Source organism: Paraburkholderia tropica (assembly GCF_914484835.1).
GTDB lineage: Bacteria > Pseudomonadota > Gammaproteobacteria > Burkholderiales > Burkholderiaceae > Paraburkholderia > Paraburkholderia tropica_A.
Genome location: NZ_CAJZAR010000062.1, coordinates 338,155 through 356,238 on the forward strand (window position 1 = coordinate 338,155; position 18,084 = coordinate 356,238).

General features: G+C 63.9%; 13 protein-coding genes. 6 read left to right on the forward strand and 7 right to left on the reverse strand.

Going from position 1 to position 18,084, the window contains the following annotated elements; genetic code table 11:
- Nucleotides 1-16: 16 nt before the first annotated feature.
- The gene (locus LDO54_RS22575) at nucleotides 17-1,366 is read right to left on the reverse strand and encodes an MFS transporter (protein ID WP_224012881.1); all 1,350 of its coding nucleotides are present in this window, start codon (nucleotides 1,364-1,366) and stop codon (nucleotides 17-19) included.
- 131 nt (nucleotides 1,367-1,497) lie between these two features.
- Nucleotides 1,498-2,349: an AraC family transcriptional regulator gene (locus LDO54_RS22580; protein WP_224012882.1), complete on the reverse strand. Its 852-nt coding sequence runs from the start codon at nucleotides 2,347-2,349 to the stop codon at nucleotides 1,498-1,500.
- A gap of 323 nt (nucleotides 2,350-2,672) precedes the next feature.
- Here LDO54_RS22580 and LDO54_RS22585 point away from each other — a divergent pair, with 323 nt between their 5' ends.
- The 5 genes from LDO54_RS22585 to trpS all read left to right on the forward strand — a co-directional run bounded on the left by LDO54_RS22585 (nucleotide 2,673) and on the right by trpS (nucleotide 11,317).
- On the forward strand, nucleotides 2,673-4,850 hold the full coding sequence (locus LDO54_RS22585; RefSeq protein ID WP_224012883.1) for a TonB-dependent siderophore receptor: 2,178 nt from the start codon (nucleotides 2,673-2,675) through the stop codon (nucleotides 4,848-4,850).
- A 25-nt stretch (nucleotides 4,851-4,875) separates the two neighbouring features.
- On the forward strand, nucleotides 4,876-5,802 hold the full coding sequence (locus tag LDO54_RS22590) for an ABC transporter substrate-binding protein (RefSeq protein WP_224012884.1): 927 nt from the start codon (nucleotides 4,876-4,878) through the stop codon (nucleotides 5,800-5,802).
- A complete protein-coding gene (gene fhuB / locus LDO54_RS22595) occupies nucleotides 5,795-7,816 on the forward strand; it encodes a Fe(3+)-hydroxamate ABC transporter permease FhuB (protein WP_224012885.1) in 2,022 nt (673 codons plus the stop codon). Before LDO54_RS22590 ends, fhuB begins: the two co-directional genes overlap by 8 nt.
- A 195-nt stretch (nucleotides 7,817-8,011) precedes the next feature.
- Nucleotides 8,012-10,078 carry a M3 family metallopeptidase gene (locus LDO54_RS22600; RefSeq protein WP_224012886.1) on the forward strand — a complete coding sequence of 689 codons (2,067 nt, stop codon included), beginning with the start codon at nucleotides 8,012-8,014 and terminating at the stop codon, nucleotides 10,076-10,078.
- Nucleotides 10,079-10,300: 222 nt separating this feature from the next.
- Entirely contained in the window at nucleotides 10,301-11,317 is a 1,017-nt protein-coding gene (trpS, locus tag LDO54_RS22605; protein ID WP_224012887.1) for a tryptophan--tRNA ligase, read from the forward strand.
- Between the two features lie 55 nt (nucleotides 11,318-11,372).
- On the opposite strand, the gene dinB is transcribed toward trpS, so the two are convergent.
- Entirely contained in the window at nucleotides 11,373-12,533 is a 1,161-nt protein-coding gene (gene dinB, locus LDO54_RS22610; protein WP_224012888.1) for a DNA polymerase IV, read from the reverse strand.
- A 537-nt stretch (nucleotides 12,534-13,070) separates the two neighbouring features.
- On the opposite strand from dinB, the gene LDO54_RS22615 reads away from it, so the two are divergent.
- Complete coding sequence (locus LDO54_RS22615) at nucleotides 13,071-14,408, forward strand: MFS transporter (protein ID WP_224012889.1); 1,338 nt, start codon at nucleotides 13,071-13,073, stop codon at nucleotides 14,406-14,408.
- On the opposite strand, the gene LDO54_RS22620 is transcribed toward LDO54_RS22615, so the two are convergent.
- The 4 genes from LDO54_RS22620 to LDO54_RS22635 form a co-directional block, all read right to left on the reverse strand.
- Nucleotides 14,400-14,654 (reverse strand): hypothetical protein, encoded by a 255-nt coding sequence (locus LDO54_RS22620; RefSeq protein ID WP_224012890.1) that lies wholly within the window; start codon nucleotides 14,652-14,654, stop codon nucleotides 14,400-14,402. The two genes, LDO54_RS22615 and LDO54_RS22620, sit on opposite strands and share 9 nt — an antisense overlap.
- A 69-nt stretch (nucleotides 14,655-14,723) precedes the next feature.
- Nucleotides 14,724-15,719, reverse strand: coding sequence for a hypothetical protein (locus LDO54_RS22625; protein WP_224012891.1), 996 nt, complete (start codon nucleotides 15,717-15,719; stop codon nucleotides 14,724-14,726).
- A 25-nt stretch (nucleotides 15,720-15,744) separates the two neighbouring features.
- Nucleotides 15,745-16,902: a mandelate racemase/muconate lactonizing enzyme family protein gene (locus tag LDO54_RS22630; protein ID WP_224012892.1), complete on the reverse strand. Its 1,158-nt coding sequence runs from the start codon at nucleotides 16,900-16,902 to the stop codon at nucleotides 15,745-15,747.
- A 76-nt stretch (nucleotides 16,903-16,978) separates the two neighbouring features.
- Nucleotides 16,979-18,064, reverse strand: a complete 1,086-nt coding sequence (locus LDO54_RS22635) for a glycerol dehydrogenase (protein WP_224012893.1) — start codon at nucleotides 18,062-18,064, stop codon at nucleotides 16,979-16,981.
- Nucleotides 18,065-18,084 lie beyond the last annotated feature (20 nt).

Below are 18,084 nucleotides of genomic sequence, written 5' to 3' on the forward strand. Positions count from 1 at the left end.
AGAACAGCGCAAGGCATTAACGTGGGTTCGCAATCGCGGCGTCGCCCGGCGAAACCGCGAGTCGCGCGTCGCGCAACCGGCGTGCGGGGTCCGCCGCCGCGAGCACGGCAATCAGGCTCAACACGCCGAGCGCGCTGATATACGCGCAGATGTACCACGGCGAACCGTGGCCGAGCGCGAGCAGCGCAGCGGCGACGAAAGGCGTCAGGCCGCCGGAAATCAACGTGCCGATCTGGTAGCCGAGCGAGATGCCGCTGTAGCGTACCTCGACAGGAAACTGCTCGGCGAACCAGGCTGCGCCGGGCGCGTAGATCGCCGCGTCGAACAGCGCGAGTTCGATCGCGAACACGACCGGCAGATAGCGCAGATCGCCGTTGTCGAGGAACCAGAAGAATGGCCAGACCAGCAGGCTGATGCCGACCACCGCCCACACGGCCGGACGCTTGCGGCCGATGCGGTCGGACAGCGCGGCCCACAGCGGCGTCGCGACGATGGCGAACGCCGAGCCGATGATCACCGCGCTCAGCGCGAACGACGCGCCGCCGCGCTTGAGATTCAGATAGCTGATCGCGTAAGTGGTGACGATCGCGTACATGGCCGGTTGCAGCAGCCGCAAGCCGATCGTGACGAACAGCGCGCGTCGATGATGGCGGAACACATCGGCGACCGGCAGGCGGCGAATCTTGCCTTCGGCCTGCGCATCGAGAAACGGCGCGGGCTCGTGAATGCGCGCGCGCACGAACACGCCCACGGCGACCAGCACGACGCTGAACAGAAACGGCAGACGCCAGCCCCACGCGGTGAACGCATCGGCGGACAGCCACTGCCGCACCGCGAGGAACGTGCCCGACGCGAGCAGCATGCCCGCCGCCGAACCGACCTGCGTGAACGAGCCGAGCAGGCCGCGCGAACGCTCGCTCGCGTGCTCGACCGAGAGCAGCGACGCGCCGCCCCATTCGGCACCGGTCGCGATGCCTTGCAGCAGACGCAGCGTGACGAGCAGCGCGGTCGCCAGCAGGCCCGCCGTTTCGTAAGTCGGCAGCAGACCCGTGAGCAGCGTGGCGATGCCCATCAGCACGAGCGAAAACACCAGCACGCGTTTGCGTCCGATGCGGTCGCCGAAATGGCCCGCGAACACCGCGCCGAGCGGACGCGCGAAAAAGCCCACGCCATAGGCCGCGAACGAGCCGAGAATGCCGGTCAACGCGCTGGCGCTGGCGGGAAAGAACGCGTGGCTGAAGACGAGCGCCGACGCGGTGCTGTAAATGTAGAAGTCGTACCACTCGATCGTGGTGCCGATGAATGCGGCGAAGCCGACGCGTGCCGCGCCGTTGCGCGGCGACGAAGAGGAGGAGCGGGTTGACATGATCCGATCAGCATAGGAAAGCCGATCAGTGGACCATTGTTCCTGTCATTGAGCTAACAACGATTTGTGCTTTCGTTCGAAGGCGGGCGGCGTATAAGCAACGTGGGAATCGCGATTTGCGGCGATGACCCTCACGCCCCGCCCAACACACCACACATCATCGACTGGTATTTCAGCGGCGTCATTTGGAGCACGCGCTTGAACATCACGGCGAACGAATTCGCGTCGGCGTAACCGAGGCGGCTCGCGACTTCGTCGATCGGCGTATGGGTCGAGAGCAGGCACATCGCCTCGGATACGCGCATCTGCTCGCGCCACTTCGCGAACGGCATGCCGGTCTCGCGCTGGAAATGCCGCGCGAGCGTGCGCGAACTCGCGCCGAAACGGTCGCCCCAGTGTTCGAGCGAATCGTTATTGGCGGGCTGCGCGATCAGCGCCTGGCAGATGCGGTGCAAGCGCGGATGTTGCGGCAGCGGCAGACGGCCAGGCTGGTCGTCGGCGGGCGAGGCCGCGGCGAGCAGATTGACGATCAGCTGCGTGAGGATATCGGCGAGACTGCCCGGTTCGCGCGTGCGCGTGGGTTCCTGCACCATCGCGAGGATCGCTTCGCGCAGCAGGCCGTTGACGGGCAGCAGACGGCCTTCGTCGCCGCCGATGGCCGGGCAGGGATCGACGTAAAGCGTGCGGAAGCCGACCTTGCCGACCATCTCCAGTTCGTGCTCGACGCGCGGCGGCACGAGCATCGCGCAGTCGGGCGTGACGACCCAGCTCGCGGCTGGCGTGCGCACGCGGATCAACCCGCTCGTCGCGTAGAGCAGCTGCGCGCGCGCATGCGTGTGCGCGATCTCGCGCGCGCCCGACTCGTACTCGATGGCCTGACCGAACACGGCCGGCAAATCGCTTTTCGGCGTCGGCGGCGCGGGTGGCGCGGCGGCCCGGAGCTTCGCGCGCGGATTGTCGGTTTGAATCGAAAAGGCTTCCATAACATTCCATCTGGACAAAAGTTGTCCGGGTGATCGAACAAGTCGTCCGCCTCTGCGCGGGGCTAACTTGTATCATCTGACCTCGCCAGGCCCGGCTTAGCCCTTTGTTCACGGGGCTTCGGCGCCTGCGCCCTCTAACGACACAGTCCCCCAAGTCACGACAAACGCCATTGGCCCGCGACGTTCATCGCCGTGGGAAGTATAGCTTTTGTGATTGGAATAAGAAGCATTATCATTAACATTCACTTGGTGATCTGACGATGAAGGGACGTAAAAAGAACAAGATGACGGGGCTGCACGGGTTTGCCACAAGGCTTTTGCCGTTGAAACAGGCTTGGCTGGGTGTACCGCTGGCGTTCTCGGTCGTCGCGCATGCGCAGTCCACGGACAACGCCAACGGCGTTCAAAACGGACAGAACGCCAGTTCGCTGCAAACCGCGCAGGCGGCGACCGCGTCGAGCGCAAACGGCACGCTGCCGGCCGTGAATGTCGATGCTCAGCGCGATTCGCCGACCGGCCCGACTTCGGGCGTTGTCGCCAAACGCACCATGACGGGCACCAAGACCGATACGCCGATCGTGCGCGTGCCGCAGTCGATTTCTGTCGTCACGCGCGAGCAGATGGACCAGCAGGGCGCGACCACCGTGGATCAGGCCTTGCGCTACACGCCGGGCGTGTACTCGCAGGACTCGACCGATTTTCGCTTCGACCAGTTGCGCGGGCGCGGCTTCGACTATTCGGAGTATCTCGACGGTCTCGCGTTGCAGGCGAACCAGTACTACGCGAATCCGCGCATCGATCCGTACTTTCTCGAACGTATCGATGTGATGCGCGGTCCGGCGTCGGTGCTGTATGGCGCGGGTAGTCCGGCCGGCATCGTCAACATGGTGTCGAAGTTCGCGACCGAGGATCAGGTCAACGAAGTCCAGTTGCAATTCGGGAATCACAACCGCTACGAGGCCGCGTTCGACGTGGGCGGCAAGGTCGACAAGGACGGCACGGTGCTGTGGCGCATCGTTGGTCTGGGCCGCGACGCGGACACGCAGGTCGACGGCGTCAAGGATCAGCGCATCGCGTTCGCGCCGAGCGTCACGATCAAGCCGAACGCCGACACGCGCCTCACGCTGTACGCGCAATATCAGCGAGATCCGGCGGGCGGCCTGTTCGATTCGCTGCCGGTGCAGGGCACGGCGACGTACAACCCGAACGGCAAGATCAGCCCCGGCACGTACATCGGCAATCCGGACACCGATTATTTCCGCCGCACGCAATATGCGTTCGGTTATCAGTTCGAGCAGAAGATCAATAACGTCTTCACGTTCCGTTCGAATGCGCGCTATATGCATGACGACGTCGATTATCGTCAGTCGTATTTCGGCACGTGGAAGGCGGGCACGAATCAGTCGGTGCTCACCATGAGCGCGTTTCTCGATCGCGAACACCTGAGCCAGTTCGCGATGGACAATCAGCTTCAGGCGAAATTCTCGACGGGCGACGTGAAGCAGACGGTGCTGTTCGGCGTCGATTACCAGCGCCTGCTGAGCGGCACGAATTCGGGCTCGGGCTCGGTCGGTACGCTCAATCCGTTCGATCCCGACTACTCGACGGTCGGCCAGATCTACACGACCACCAAGCGCGTCGATACGGCCACCGATCAGCTCGGCGTGTATTTGCAGGATCAGATCGAATACCGTCACTGGCTGCTCACGCTCGGCATCCGCAACGACTGGACGTCGACGAACATTCAGACGAGCGGGTCGAGCACGGGCCTGCAAAACCAGACGCCGCACGCGTTCACGTGGCGCGGCGGTCTCTCGTATCTGTTCGACAACGGCATCGCGCCGTACTTCTCGTATGCGAAGTCGTTCCAGCCGACCACGGGCGTGAATTTCTCGGGCCAGGCGCTGATGCCGACCACGGGCCAGGAATACGAGGTGGGCGTGAAGTATCAGCCCAGGAGCTATAACGCGCTCTATTCGGCGGCGATTTTCGATCTCACGCAGCACAACGTCACGACCACCGATCTGAACCATCCGGGCTATTCGGTGCAGACGGGCGAAGTGCGCTCGCGCGGTCTCGAACTCGAAGGCCATATCCAGCTGACCGACGACCTCGCGCTGCTCGGCTCGTACACGTATCTGAACCAGGTCGTGCTGGAGACCAACACGCCGTCGCAACTCGGCAAGCGTCCGACGATGGCGCCGCGCAACATGGCGAATCTCTGGGCCGATTACACACTGCATGGCGGCCCGCTGCGCGGTCTGGGCTTTGGCGGCGGCGTGCGTTATATCGGCATGTCGGCGGGCGATACGGCCAATACGTTCGACGTGGGCAGCGTCGTGCTGCTCGATGCGGCGCTTCACTACGACATCCGCAACTGGAAGTTCGCGCTCAACGGCACCAACCTGACGAACCGCACCTATGTCGCGTACTGTTCGGGCGGCGCGTGCTATTACGGTTCGAAGATCGGCGTGCTCGGGACTGCGAAGTATCAGTGGTGAGCGATTCACGGTGAAAGGGGCGCGCATGCATCGACGTCAATGGATCGGGTTCGCCGCCGCGGGCCTCGCGTGCGGGCTGGGCGTCTTCGGCGCGCGGTCGGCGTGGGCCGCGCCGCGCGCCGCGCCGCAACGGATCGTCGTGATGGATTTCGGGCTCACGGAGATGCTGCTCACGCTCGGCGTCACGCCGCTCGCGGCCTCGGTGCCCGACTGGTATCGGCGCACCAACGTCGAGCCGCCACTGCCGGCCAGCGTGATCGACATCGGCTTGCTCTATCAGCCGAATTTCGAGCTGCTAGAACAATTGCGTCCCGATCTGCTGTTGCTCACGCCCGCGCATGCGCCGATGCGCACGCAGCTCGAACGCATCGCGCCGACGCTCACGCTCGCGCTGTCCGCGCCGGGCGTCGAGCCGTGGCGGCAGATCGCGCACGAGACGCGCCGTCTCGCGAGCGTGCTGGATCGCGTGCCGCAGGCCGAGTTGGCGATCCAGCACGCCGACGCGCAACTGAGCGCCGCGCGCTCGCGTCTCGACACGGGCGGCGAGACTGGCGCGCCGCTGTTTGTTGTCGAATTCATCGACGACCGGCATTTGCTCGTGTACGGGCCGGGCAGTCTGTTCGGCGATGTCATGACGCGCATGGGCGTGCGCAATGCGTGGCGTGGGGCGACCAACGCGCGCGGTTACGCGGTGACCGACTTCACGCGTCTGGCCGATGCCGCCGACACGTCCGACTCCGCCGGAGCACGCCTCGTTTATCTCGACCCGCTGCCCGACGCCGCGCGCGCGACGCTCGCGCACGGCGTGCTCTGGCACAGCCTGCCGTTCGCGCGCGCGGGCCGCGTGGCGGGCATGCCGAAGGTCTCGCAGGGCGGCGCGCTCTATAGCGGCGCGCGCTTCGCGCGTCAACTCGCGGACGTACTGCTTGCGCTGGAGGCACGCCATGCATGATCTGCCGATAACGCGCACGCAAGGCACCTGGCACACGCGCACTCCGTTGATCGGATTGTTCGGATTGCTGATCGTTGCGATGATCATGACGCTGCACGGGCTCGCGACGCATCTGCCCGCGAGCGATTGGACGCGGGCGTTGTTTGCGCCCGATGAGAGCGACATCCGCGAAATGGTGGTACATGAGAGCTGGCTGCCGCGCCTGGCGATCTCGCTGCTGTGCGGCGGGGCGCTCGCGCTGGCGGGTGTGGTGCTTCAGCAGGTCTTGCGCAACCCGCTCGCCGAGCCGATGACGGTGGGTGTGTCGGCCGGATCGTATCTCGCGCTGCTGCTCGCGACGCTTTGGGCGCCCGCGTGGCTTCAGCCGTGGCGCGCGGGCGTCGCGCTCGCGGGCGGGGCGCTGGCGATGCTGTTCGTGTTCGCGCTCGCCTGGCGGCGTGCGTTCGCGCCGGTGACGCTCGTGCTGGGCGGCATGATCGTCAATCTGTACTGCGGCGCGCTGAGCCTCGCGCTGTCGATCGTTTACGAGCGTTCGCTGGCGGCGATGTTCATCTGGGGCGGCGGCGCGCTCGCGCAACAGGACTGGCAGACGACGCTGTGGCTGCTGCCGCGCGTGCTCGTCTGCGCGGCGCTGTGCGGCGCGCTGGTGCGCCCGCTCACGCTCGCCGGACTCGATGATGCGGGCGCGCGCAGCCTCGGCCTCGCGCTCACACGCACGCGTTTTCTGGCGCTGGCGGCGGCGGTCGCATTGACGGCGTTCGTGGTCGCGGCGGTCGGCGTGATCGGCTTTATCGGGCTCGCTGCGCCCGCCGTCGCGCGCGCGTGCGGCGCGCGGCGCTTGCGCGATCAACTGACGTGGGCGCCCGCGATTGGCGCGCTGCTGCTCTGGGTCACCGATCAGGCGATCCAGCAGTTGGGCGGCCTCGCGGGCGAACTCCTGCCGACGGGGGCGGCGACGGCGCTGTTCGGCGGCCCGCTGCTGCTCTGGCTGGTGCCGCGCCTGAAGGTGCGCGCCACGCCGCCGGGCATCGATTCACCCGCTGCATCCGGCGCAATGCCGCTGCGTTCGCTGCGGGCTACGCGTCGGCTGCTGGCGGGCGGCGCGCTGGCGCTGGCCGTGGCGGTAGTCGCCGCCGCCGCTTTCGGGCGCGGCATGACCGGCTGGCATTGGGCGAGCGCCGACGAATGGCGCGGCCTGTTGCACTGGCGCGCGCCGCGTATCGAAAGCGCGCTCGCGGCGGGCGCGCTGCTTGCGCTCGCGGGCACGCTGCTGCAACGGCTCTCCGGCAATCCGATGGCGAGCCCCGAGGTGCTCGGCATCAGCGGCGGCGGCATGCTCGGCATGATCCTGCTGCTGTTCGCGGTGCGTGCGCCCGGCGCGCCGCTGATGTTCGCCGCTTGCGGCGCGGGCGCGCTGACGACCTTGCTGGCGATGCTCGCGCTCGCGCGCCGCAGCGGCTTTGCGACCGAACAACTGCTGCTCGCGGGCATTGCGGTCGGCGCGCTGTCTCAAGCCGTGTTCGGCCTCGTGATCGCGGGCAGCGGCCCCTATGCGCCGATGCTGCGCAATCTGCTGATGGGCTCGACCTATCTGATCGATGCCTCGCTCGCGGGGGGCGCGCTCGCGCTGACGGTCGTGCTGCTCGCGCTGACGCTGTGCTGCGCGCGCTGGCTCGATATCTTTCCGCTGGGCGCGCCGGCGGCGGCGTCGCTGGGCCTGCCGGTGCGCCGCGCGCGTTTGCTGATCCTGCTGCTGGCGGCGTTGCTGAGCGCAGCGGCCGCGATGATCGTCGGTCCGCTGTCGTTCATCGGTTTGATGGCGCCGCATGCGGTGCGGCGCATGGGGTTTCGGCGCGCGGCGGTCGAACTGCTGGCATCCGCGCTGCTCGGCGCGCTGTTGATGGTGGTCTCCGACTGGTTGAGCCGAAACGTGCTGTTTCCTCAGCAGATGCCGGCGGGCTTGCTGGCGATGCTTGCCGGTGGGGTGTATTTGATGGTGGCGTTGGGGCAGTGAGTGGCTGAATTGTGATGCTTTCGTAAGCCGACTGCGAGCGCGGCAGAGATGGCGTCAGCAATTCTGGCTTGGTACGCTCGACGACGCGCCGATTGATGCGAATGGCCCGAGTCGCAGCGCTTTCGTGCCCCGCGATTGAATCCGCGCGATGGATCTTCTCCTGGAAATTTCAATTGAAAGGATCGCAAGCAATCTATGACCGCGTCGACGCACAATCCGTTGTTATCGGACTGGAAAGCGCCGGGCGAATTTCCGCCTTTCGCCGAGATTCGTCCCGAGCATTTCGCCCCCGCCGTTGCTCACCTTGCCAGGGAGCGGATCGCTCAGGTCGACGCCATCGCCGCGAATCCCGAACCGCCCACGTTTGACAATACGGTCGCGGCTTTTGAAGCAACGGGCGGCCACCTTGAAAGAATCGATGCCCTGTTTGAAATCCTGCGGCTAACGATGGGGACCCGCGATGTGTGGGCGGTTGCAGGCGAAGTCTGCGCATTGCTCGCGAATCACCATGCCGCGTTGCTCAGTCATCGGCCATTCTTCGCGCGTCTCGATGTGCTGTGGCGCACGAGGCACACGCTTGACCTGAAGGCGGACGAACTGCGTTTGCTCGAATTGATTCACGCGGATTATGTTCGCAACGGCGTTCATCTTTCGCCTCAGGATTCGACGCGCCTTCACGCAATCAAAGAACGTCTCGCGCAACTCTACGTGTCGTTCAATCACAATCTCGTCGCATCGACGGACGCATTCAAACTCGTTCTGACCGAAGACGCGGAACTCGCGGGCCTGCCGGATTTCATCCGGCGCGCCGCGCTCACCGAAAAGCAAGCGGAGCACGCGAATCAGTATGTTTTCACGCTCACCTATTCGAGCGTCGTTCCATTCCTTACCTGGTCGGCGCGGCGGGATCTGCGCGAACGCATCTGGCGTGCGTGGACAAGCCGTTGCACCGAACCCGATGTCGACAACCGGCCCGTCGTGCGAGAAGTGATTCAGCTGCGCGCCGAACAGGCGAAACTGCTCGAATTCGAAAACTTCGCGCACTATGCGTTGACGGACCAGATGGCCGGCACGCCGCAGGCCGTGCGCGATATGCTCGAAAGCATTTGGGAACCGGCCAGCGCATTGTGCGAAAGCGAACTCGCGGCGCTACGGTTATTCGCGCAGGAAACCGGCGAGCCGGTCGATATCGAACCGTGGGACTGGCGCTATTTGACAGAGCGCTTGCGTACCCGCGAATTCAATATCGACGCCGAACTGGTTGGCCAGCATTTCGAACTGGAGTCGTCGATTCGTGCGGCGTTTGACTGCGCTCACCGTCTCTTTGGCCTGAGTTTTCGCGAGCGGCACGACGTGGCGCTTTACCACCCGGATGTGCGGCTTTGGGATGTCGAGCAACGCGGGCAGACCATCGGCTATTTCGCCGCCGACTATTACGCGCGCGACGGTAAAACATCCGGTGCGTGGGAATCGGAATTCCGCATGCGTTGCGACGGGCTCAACGCGACTTTGCCCTTCGTGATCAATAGCGCGTCGTTCCAGGGCGCGCGAGGCAAGCGAACGCAACTTGCCCTGAAAGATGTGCGTACGCTATTCCATGAACTCGGGCATGCGCTGCATAGTCTTTTGTCCGGCGTCCGTTTTCGCCGTTTGTCGGGAACGCGCGTGCAGCGCGATTTCGTCGAGTTTCCGTCTCATCTGATGGAAAATTGGGTTCTCGATCCCACGTTGCTCGCAACACACGCGAGACACGCCGATACCGGCAACGTCATTCCCGATGAACTCGTCCGCAGTCTGCGCGCGGCGAGTCGCTTCAACGAAGGCTACGAACTGGTTCGATACATTGCCTCTGCGCTCGCCGACATCGAATTGCATTCACTCGACGATTGCAGCGATGTCGATATCGACGCATTCCAGGCGAGCTATTTCGAGCGGCTCGGTGTGATGCGCGAGGTCGACGTCAATCATCGGCTGCCTTGCTTTCGGCACGCCTTTGGCGGGATTGAATACGCTGCGGGTTACTACAGTTATTTGTGGGCGCAGGTGCTCGAAGCGGATGCTTTCGAGGCGTTTACCGAAACAGGCGATGCCTTCAACACGGAACTGGCCGCGCGATTGCACGATTCGCTATTCAGCATTGGCAATTCGATCGATCCGGGGTCTGCCTATCGGGAGTTCCGCCGTCGTGCGCCCGATCCGTTGGCACTCGCGCGCAAACGCGGATTTGGTGCCGGGCTGAAGAAGGAGCGTACCCCGGCATGAAACCACCCGGATCAGCGCCATCGCCGGACCTACGCTATACTCCCTCCCATGGAAACCAAACCGCTTACGCTCATGCTGCATGGTTGGTGGCGCGCCTGAATCCGGCGGCCCGTTTCCCCACGCATAATGCAAACGTGATGCCGCCAGTCCTGGCGGCATTTTCGTTTCTGCACGCCGACGACTGGTGCATCGAACAGCTCGAACACTGTGAGGCACCCGTCAATGACCCAAGCCACCCGTTCCACGATCCTGACCGGCGACCGGACCACCGGCCCGCTGCATCTCGGCCACTATATCGGCTCGCTGCGCGCGCGCGTTCAGCTTCAGCACGAAGCCAATCAGTTTCTGCTGCTCGCAGATGTGCAGGCGCTGACCGATAACGTCGGCCGCCATCAGAAAGTCACCGAGAATGTCGTCGAAGTCGCGCTCGATTATCTCGCTGCCGGCATCGATCCCGCGAAGTCGACCATTCTGATTCAATCGCAGGTGCCGGAACTCGCGGAGTTGTCCCAGTATCTGCTCAATCTCGTGACTGTCGCGCGTCTCGAACGCAATCCGACCATTAAGGAAGAAATTCGCCTGCGCGGATTCGAGCGCGATATTCCGGCCGGTTTCCTGACGTATCCGGTCAGTCAGGCCGCCGATATCACGGCGTTCAAGGCCACGCACGTGCCGGTCGGCGACGATCAGTTGCCGATGATCGAGCAAACCAACGAGCTCGTGCGCCGTTTCAACAACACGGTCGATCGCGCGGTGCTGGTCGAATGCGAGGCGGTGCTTTCGCAGGTCACGCGCCTGCCCGGCATCGACGGCAAGGCCAAGATGAGCAAGTCGCTCGGCAACGCCATTACGTTGGGCGCGACGCCGGACGAAATCACCAAGGCCGTGAACAATATGTACACCGATCCGAACCATCTGCGCGTCAGCGATCCGGGGCAGGTGGAAGGGAATGTCGTGTTCGCGTTTCTCGATGCGTTCGAACCCGATGTGCAAAAGGTCGATGAACTGAAAGCGCATTATCAGCGCGGCGGTCTGGGCGACAGCGTGGTGAAGCGCGTGCTCAATGAGCGCCTTCAAACGCTGATCGAACCGATTCGCACGCGTCGTCAGGAACTGGAAGCCGACCGTGGCGAGGTGATGGAGATTCTGCGTCGCGGCACGATGCGCGCGCGGGAAGTGGCGGCGCAGACGCTGTCCGAGGTGAAGGGCGCGTTGGGACTCAGCTATTTCCAGAACTGAGATTCAGCATTGAGTTCCAGCACCGAGGAGCGCGCGTCTTAAGCACCGAACGGCATTAAGGACCGAACGGCAACTCGCCCTGGATGGCGCCCGCGATGGGGCTGTCCGCCGAGTACCGTTCGAGCGCGCTGACGCGCACGCCAATCAGCCGGATGCGGCGGTCGAGTTCGATACGCTTCAGACACGCGCCGACCGCGCGGCGAATCGCGGCGGTATCGCGCACGGCCATCGGCAATGAAATATCGCGCGTGACGATTTTAAAGTCCGCGAATTTGATTTTCACGCCGACCGTGCGGCCGCAATAACCTTTGCGATCCAGATCCTGCGCGACGCGCTCGCATAGGTGCGTGAGCGCGGGCGTGAGTACCGCACGGTCGCGGCCGACGTGCATGTCGCGCTCGAAGGTCGTTTCGCGGCTCATCGATTTCGGCTCCGACGACACCACGACCGCGCGATCGTCCTCGCCGTGCGAAATCCGCGCGAGCCATGCCGCGTAGGTGCGTCCGAAATGCTCCTGCAAGAGACCGAGGTCGGCCTTCGCGAGATCGCCGATCGTGGCGATGCCCAGTTCCTCGAGCCGCTTGCTCGCGCGCGGCCCGATACCGTTGACCTTCCGCGCCTCCAGCGGCCAGATGCGCGCCTGGAGATCGGCCATCGTGAGCAGTGTGAGGCCGTCTGGTTTGTCGAGTTCGGAACCGATCTTCGCGAGCAGTTTGTTGGGCGCGATGGCGATCGAGCAGGTGAGGCCGGTTGCCTCGCGTACCGCGGCCTTGATGCGTGCGCCGATGTCGCGCGATTCGCCGTCCACGTCGGTGAGATCGACATAGATTTCGTCGATGCCGCGATCCTCGATCTGATCGGTGAAGGTGCGCACCGCGCTTTTGAACAGCCGTGAATAGTGGCGATAGGACTCGAAGTCGGTGGGCAGGAGAATGGCGTCGGGTGCGAGTTGCGCGGCCTTCATCATGCCCATGGCGGAGAACACGCCGAATTTGCGCGCCTCGTAGGTGGACGTGGTCACGACGCCGCGCCCTGCATAGTCACGGAGCTTTGCGAAGCGGCGTGTGCCATCGGGCTGCAACTGCGGCTCGGCGTTGCGCCCGCCGCCGATGACGACCGGCTGTCCTCGTAACTCAGGATAGCGAAGTAATTCTACCGATGCATAGAACGCGTCCATGTCGACATGCGCGATGCGGCGTAACGGTGAGCTGTTCATGTCGACGGTCCTGCCAAAAATACGGCTTTGCTCGAAGTTGTCAAATGGGTTGTCGAGCGCAACAGGTGTTTAGATTGCGCTATCGGAGCAGACAACAGCGCCAGGCGAACCCGGCAACGCCCCGAATGAGTTTCTTCAGATAAGACAGACTATCAGGCGTTTATTGACTGTATATTTGTACAGTATTTTACTGCGGCGCGGCGTGCTTCGGCAAGATATCAGCCGCCCGCATCTACGCCAGGCGCACATAGGCAGCGGTCGTTGGCGCAACCGGTATTGGCACGCGGTGATCGACACACCCATGTCGGTGCCTAGCCATGATCTCGTGGCACGATTTGACCCCGTATCTTGGGTCCAGCAGAGCACCGAAAATTATCGTAAGATATGTTTTTCGATATTTTCACCTGATGCGCCGGCCAGAGTCGTTTGACGCGCCCGCGTGCTCACCGTATGCCCCATCTGCCCCCAGCCAAGACCGTGCCGTCCTCCTCAGTTCGTCTCCGCGCGATCATGATTCTCGTAACAGGGGCGCTTTTCATGGAGATCCTCGACGGCACCGTGATTGCCACGGCGCTGCCCGCCATGGCGCGCTCGTTCGGCACAACGGCGGTCGCGCTGAATATCGGCGTGAGTGCCTATCTGCTCGCGCTTGGCGTGTTCGTGCCTGCGAGCGGTTGGGTGGTCGACCGCTTCGGCGCGCGCCGCGTGTTCGCGTTCGCGATCGCATTGTTCACGTTGACGTCGGCACTGTGCGGCTTGTCCAACGGGCTGGTGATTTTCGTTGCATTGCGCGTGCTACAGGGCGTTGCTGGTGCATTGATGGTGCCGGTGGGCCGGCTGGTTGTCATGCGCTCCACGCCGAAAGAGCGCCTCATGGCGGCGATGCAGTCGCTTGTCTGGCCTGCGCTTATCGCGCCTGTGCTTGGGCCTCCGATTGGAGGCTTTATCACGACACACTTTGGCTGGCGCTGGATTTTTTATTTGAACGTGCCGATCGGTCTGATAGCACTGGCGGTCGCTTGCTTCATCATCCCCGACGCGCGAGAAGCGCGCGCGCACCGCTTCGACTGGCCGGGATTTCTGTTAAGCGGCGCGGGGACATTCGCTTTGCTTACGGGTCTTGAGCGCGCCGACGCACGACTCGATGTCATTGCATTCGCCATGCTGGCCGGTGGCATCGCGCTTTTAATCGTGGCGATTCGCCATTTATTGCATTCGCGCGCCCCGCTTGTCGATCTGTCCGCATGTTCGATTCCGACCTTTCGCGCCGCATTGCGGGGCGGTTCGCTGGCACGTATGGCGATCGGCAGCGCGCCGTTTCTCCTGCCGTTGATGTTTCAGGTCGGCTTCGGCTACGACGCTTTTCATTCGGGCTTGCTCGTGCTCGCCGTGTTCGCGGGCAATCTCACGATGAAGTCGGTCACCACGCGGATTCTGCAGCGCTTTGGCTATCGGCCGGTCATGATCTGGAATGGCGTGTTCTGTGCGGTTTGCCTCGCAGCGTGCGCGTGGCTCCGGCAAGACACGCCAGTGCCGGTCACGGTGCTCCTGCTTTTCCTCGGCGGCATGACGCGGTCGATGCAATTCACCGTGCTCGGCACGATTGCTTATGCGGATGTCCAGAAAGAGCGTATGTCCGACGCTAACAGTCTCTTCAACACGGCTTCGCAAATTGCAATGGCGGCGGGCATTACGCTCGGCGCTTTGGGCGTGCGTCTCGGTCACTTTGTTGCACTGAGCGCCGATTGGCATAGTCCCGGAATCGAGTACCGCGTGGCATTCGATCTTATCGGAGTCGTTGCGCTCGCAAGTATCGTCGACGCAATTCGTCTTCCCCGAGGGGCTGCCGATCATTTCATCACGCGTTCAGCTTGATTTATTCCGATTCATTCGCAGGGGGGAATGCCTGGAGTTCCCACGCTGAACTGCGGAAAACCGGTTTGCGTTGGCGAGCGTGTACGTGGCTGCGCTTTCGTACGCGTTCTGGCCCACGGCAGGGTCATGCTGTCGTCGGCCAAACACCACCGTTGAGAAACCATCGGCGAACAGGGCGTCGAACGCGTCAGTGTCCTGCGGGTGCAGCGACGGCGCGGCGTGTTCGCGGCGATCGTAGCGATTCATATTCCCGGCTCCTGTGAATAGATAAGGACGATTTGTCGGCTTAGCCATGGCTTGCGCTGCCGACTCGCATCACACCGCAATTGCCGATAGCCGATAGCGGATCGTGCGCGGCGTGCTGCTCACAAACGCCAATCCTGTCCGGCTCGCGAGCGGGTGGTCGGCAGACGGCGTTACAACTCTGCCCAGATCGAAAAACCCGCTGACAGGCTCCACGCCCAGCGCAAAATTGCGGCTGGCCCATGGTTCGTACTTGCGCCCGCCGTTACTGATCCAGAGCACGGCGTCCGGAAAATCGCCAGGGTCCCAGTCCAGTTTGACTTCGGCCCGGTCCGCCGGGTAACGCAGCACGAAAGGCGGCTCGCAGGCCTCCAGTTGAACGAGTTCCTCGGTTTGCTGTGGCAACGGTAGCCGCGACAAATCGATCGATCCATCCCAGGTTTCGAGCTTGCGCAGCGAAGCGAAACTCCGGTTGCGCAGAATCTGCGAAAACTCCGGCTCGATGGCGACCGGATACGTGTGAACGGCGCGATACGGGCACGCCAGTACATCGACACCCTCCGGCGGCACCGCGAAAGTCGGATGGAGTGCGAAGGGCAGCGTCACGTCGCGCCGCACGTGCACCGTCAGCGAGACGGACAGTGACGCTTCGTGCGGGCTCGCTTCAATGAGCCGTTCGAGATAGTCGACCGGGCTTTCGGGCGGGTAGTCGATGCGCAACCTGATCGCGTGCCCGGTCTGCTCCACGCGCCGCCACATGTGATTCGAACTGTAGCCGTGCCGCCATGCGTCGTCGGCATCCCGGGACTCGAAGCCTTCCGGCAGGCCCGGCGGCGCTTCGGTAGTGCCGAACGGCAGGCAAGGCCATTCACCGCGCAGCGCACGCAGGAGTCCAGGCCATTGGGGATCGTCGCCCCAGGGCGCGACATGCAGCGGCGAGACGCTGCGTCCCGCGCCGAGGTCGAATCGCACCGGCGCCAGCATGCCGCCCAGCGATTGCACAGTCGCCTCGCCATGCGGCCACTTCAAGGTCCAGCGTTCGTTGTTCACCGTCGTTGCGTCTTCCACGTTCGTCTCCTGGAGCGCAGGGTTCTCAATGCCCGATGCGGATTGCGGTTTTGTCGAAGAACGCACGGTCCAGTTCGAAGCCCAGGCCCGGCCGGTCGGGGACATCGAGCCAACCGCTGCGCTGTTCGAGAGGCTGCGTGACCAGTGCCGTCCTGAACGGATGCGACGACGTATCGTATTCAAACAACGGCTGATCGGCGTACAGCGCATAGTGCGTGTCGGGCGTCGCGGCGATCATGTGTAGCGAAGCGTATTGGCCGATGGCGGTGCCCCAAACGTGCGGATTGACCTTCACGCCGTGAACCTGCGCGAGCGCATTGATGTGCCTGAGCGCGGTGAAACCGCCCGCGAGACAGATATCGGGTTGCGCGATATCGACGGCGCCTGCTGCGAACAGATCGTGAAAGCCATACATCGAAAACTCGGCTTCACCGCCTGCGATCGGCGTGTCGATGGCATCGCGCACGCGGCGATAGCCGGCCAGGTCTTCCGGCACCACGGGTTCTTCGAGCCAGCGCAGGCGCATCGAGTCGAGCGCGCGCCCGAGACGGATCGCTTCGTTCGCGCTGTACGCGTGATTGACGTCCACCATGAGTTGCGTCTCGGGCGCGAGCGTGTCGCGGATTGCGTGCATCACCGCGATATCGCCGTTCAGGCCGAAGCCCAGTTTGACCTTCATGATCGAGAAGCCGGCGGCCTGGTGGCGTTTCGCTTCGGCGGCCATATCGGCGGATTGCCCTTGTCCCTCGGGGCGGAAGAAGCCCGTCGCGTAGCACTGCACGCGCTGGCGGAACGCGCCGCCCAGCAGTTGCCACACGGGCTGGTTCGCGACCTTGCCGCAGATGTCCCACAACGCGATGTCGACCGCGCTGATGGCGCCCAGCACGACGCCTTTACGGCCGAAGTCGCGCGTGCGGACATACATGGAGTTCCAGAGTACTTCGGTGTCGAGCGGATTTTTTCCGAGCAGCAGCGGCTTGAGTGCGCTGTCGATCACGGTCGCCGCGATTTCGGGCGGCTGGAGGCCGACGCTGAACGTTTCGCCCCATCCTTCGATGCCGTCGGTGGTGCGAATCCGCACGACGGTTGTCGAGCGGCCGGTAACCCATCCCTGCGAATAGGCGAAGGGTTTGTCCAGCGCGGTCTTGAGCACGTAGGTGTCGACGCTTTCGATTTTCAACATGAGAGACGTTCCTTGCAATGCGTTCGATAAATGGCGGCAACTGTCGCAAGTGCGCAGCGCCATACGGCGGGTGTTGCTAGTCGACGAGTCTCGCGGCGTATCGGTCCATGGCTTGCAGCGCCGCGACGACCCGCTCGGGCGTGACCGGATACGGCTCGTTATGGATGATCTCGCCCGCGCGGCATGCGCGCTGCGCGACCGTCATCAGCGCGGCCGTATCGTCGACATCGACGTTGATCGCAGCGAGCCGCGTGGGCAGGCCGACATCGCGGCAGAAGCGGAATATCCGCTTGCGCTCGTCGTCGGGGACCGCCCACAGAAAGAGCGACGCGAGCGTGCCCACGGCCACTTTTTCTCCGTGCAGCAACGCGTGCGCGGCGGGCAATTCGGCGAGTCCGTGATGAATGGCATGGGCGGCGGCGACCCCGCCAGACTCGAAGCCGATACCCGACAGCAGCACGGTGGCTTCCAGCGTGGCCTCGAAATCCGGGGTGACGAGGTGGGCGCGGCAGTCGTCGACCGCCTGTACCGCGTGCGCGAGCAACGTGTCGAGGCACAGCTTTGCCGCAGCGAAGGCGAGGGCGGTTGCGCGTCCGCCGCAAAGGTTCGGCGCGTAGGCGCGATGGCAGGCCTGCGCTTCGTACCAGGTGGAAAGCGCGTCGCCGATCCCCGCGATAAGGAAACGCACGGGTGCCTGCGCGACGATCCGCGAGTCGACGAGCACGAGGTCGGGATTGCGCCGGACGAAACGATCGCGCAGCACCCGGCCGTTATCGTCATAGATGACCGACAGCGCGGAGCAGGGCGCATCCGATGCCGCGATCGTAGGCACGCACACGAAGGGCAGGCGCAGATCGTCGGCAGCCGCGCGGCCGACGTCGACCACCTTGCCACCGCCGAACGAGACGACCATTTGCGCGCCGGTTTCGCGAATCCATGCAGCGGTGTCGGCAATCGTGCGGTCCGTGCAGGCGGCTTCCAACGTTCGCACGTTGAGTTCGACGCGTTGTGCGTTGGTGTGCAGACGATCGAGCATCGCACGCACCTTGTCGTCGACGAGGCAGGCAGCCGAAGTGCCGAATCGGGCCAGTTCGTCGTCGAGCGTGTCGAGTGCGCCGGCGCCCTGCACGTATCGAGAAGGAAAAACGCTGGTTCTCAGCATGAACGGAGGCTCACGGTCGT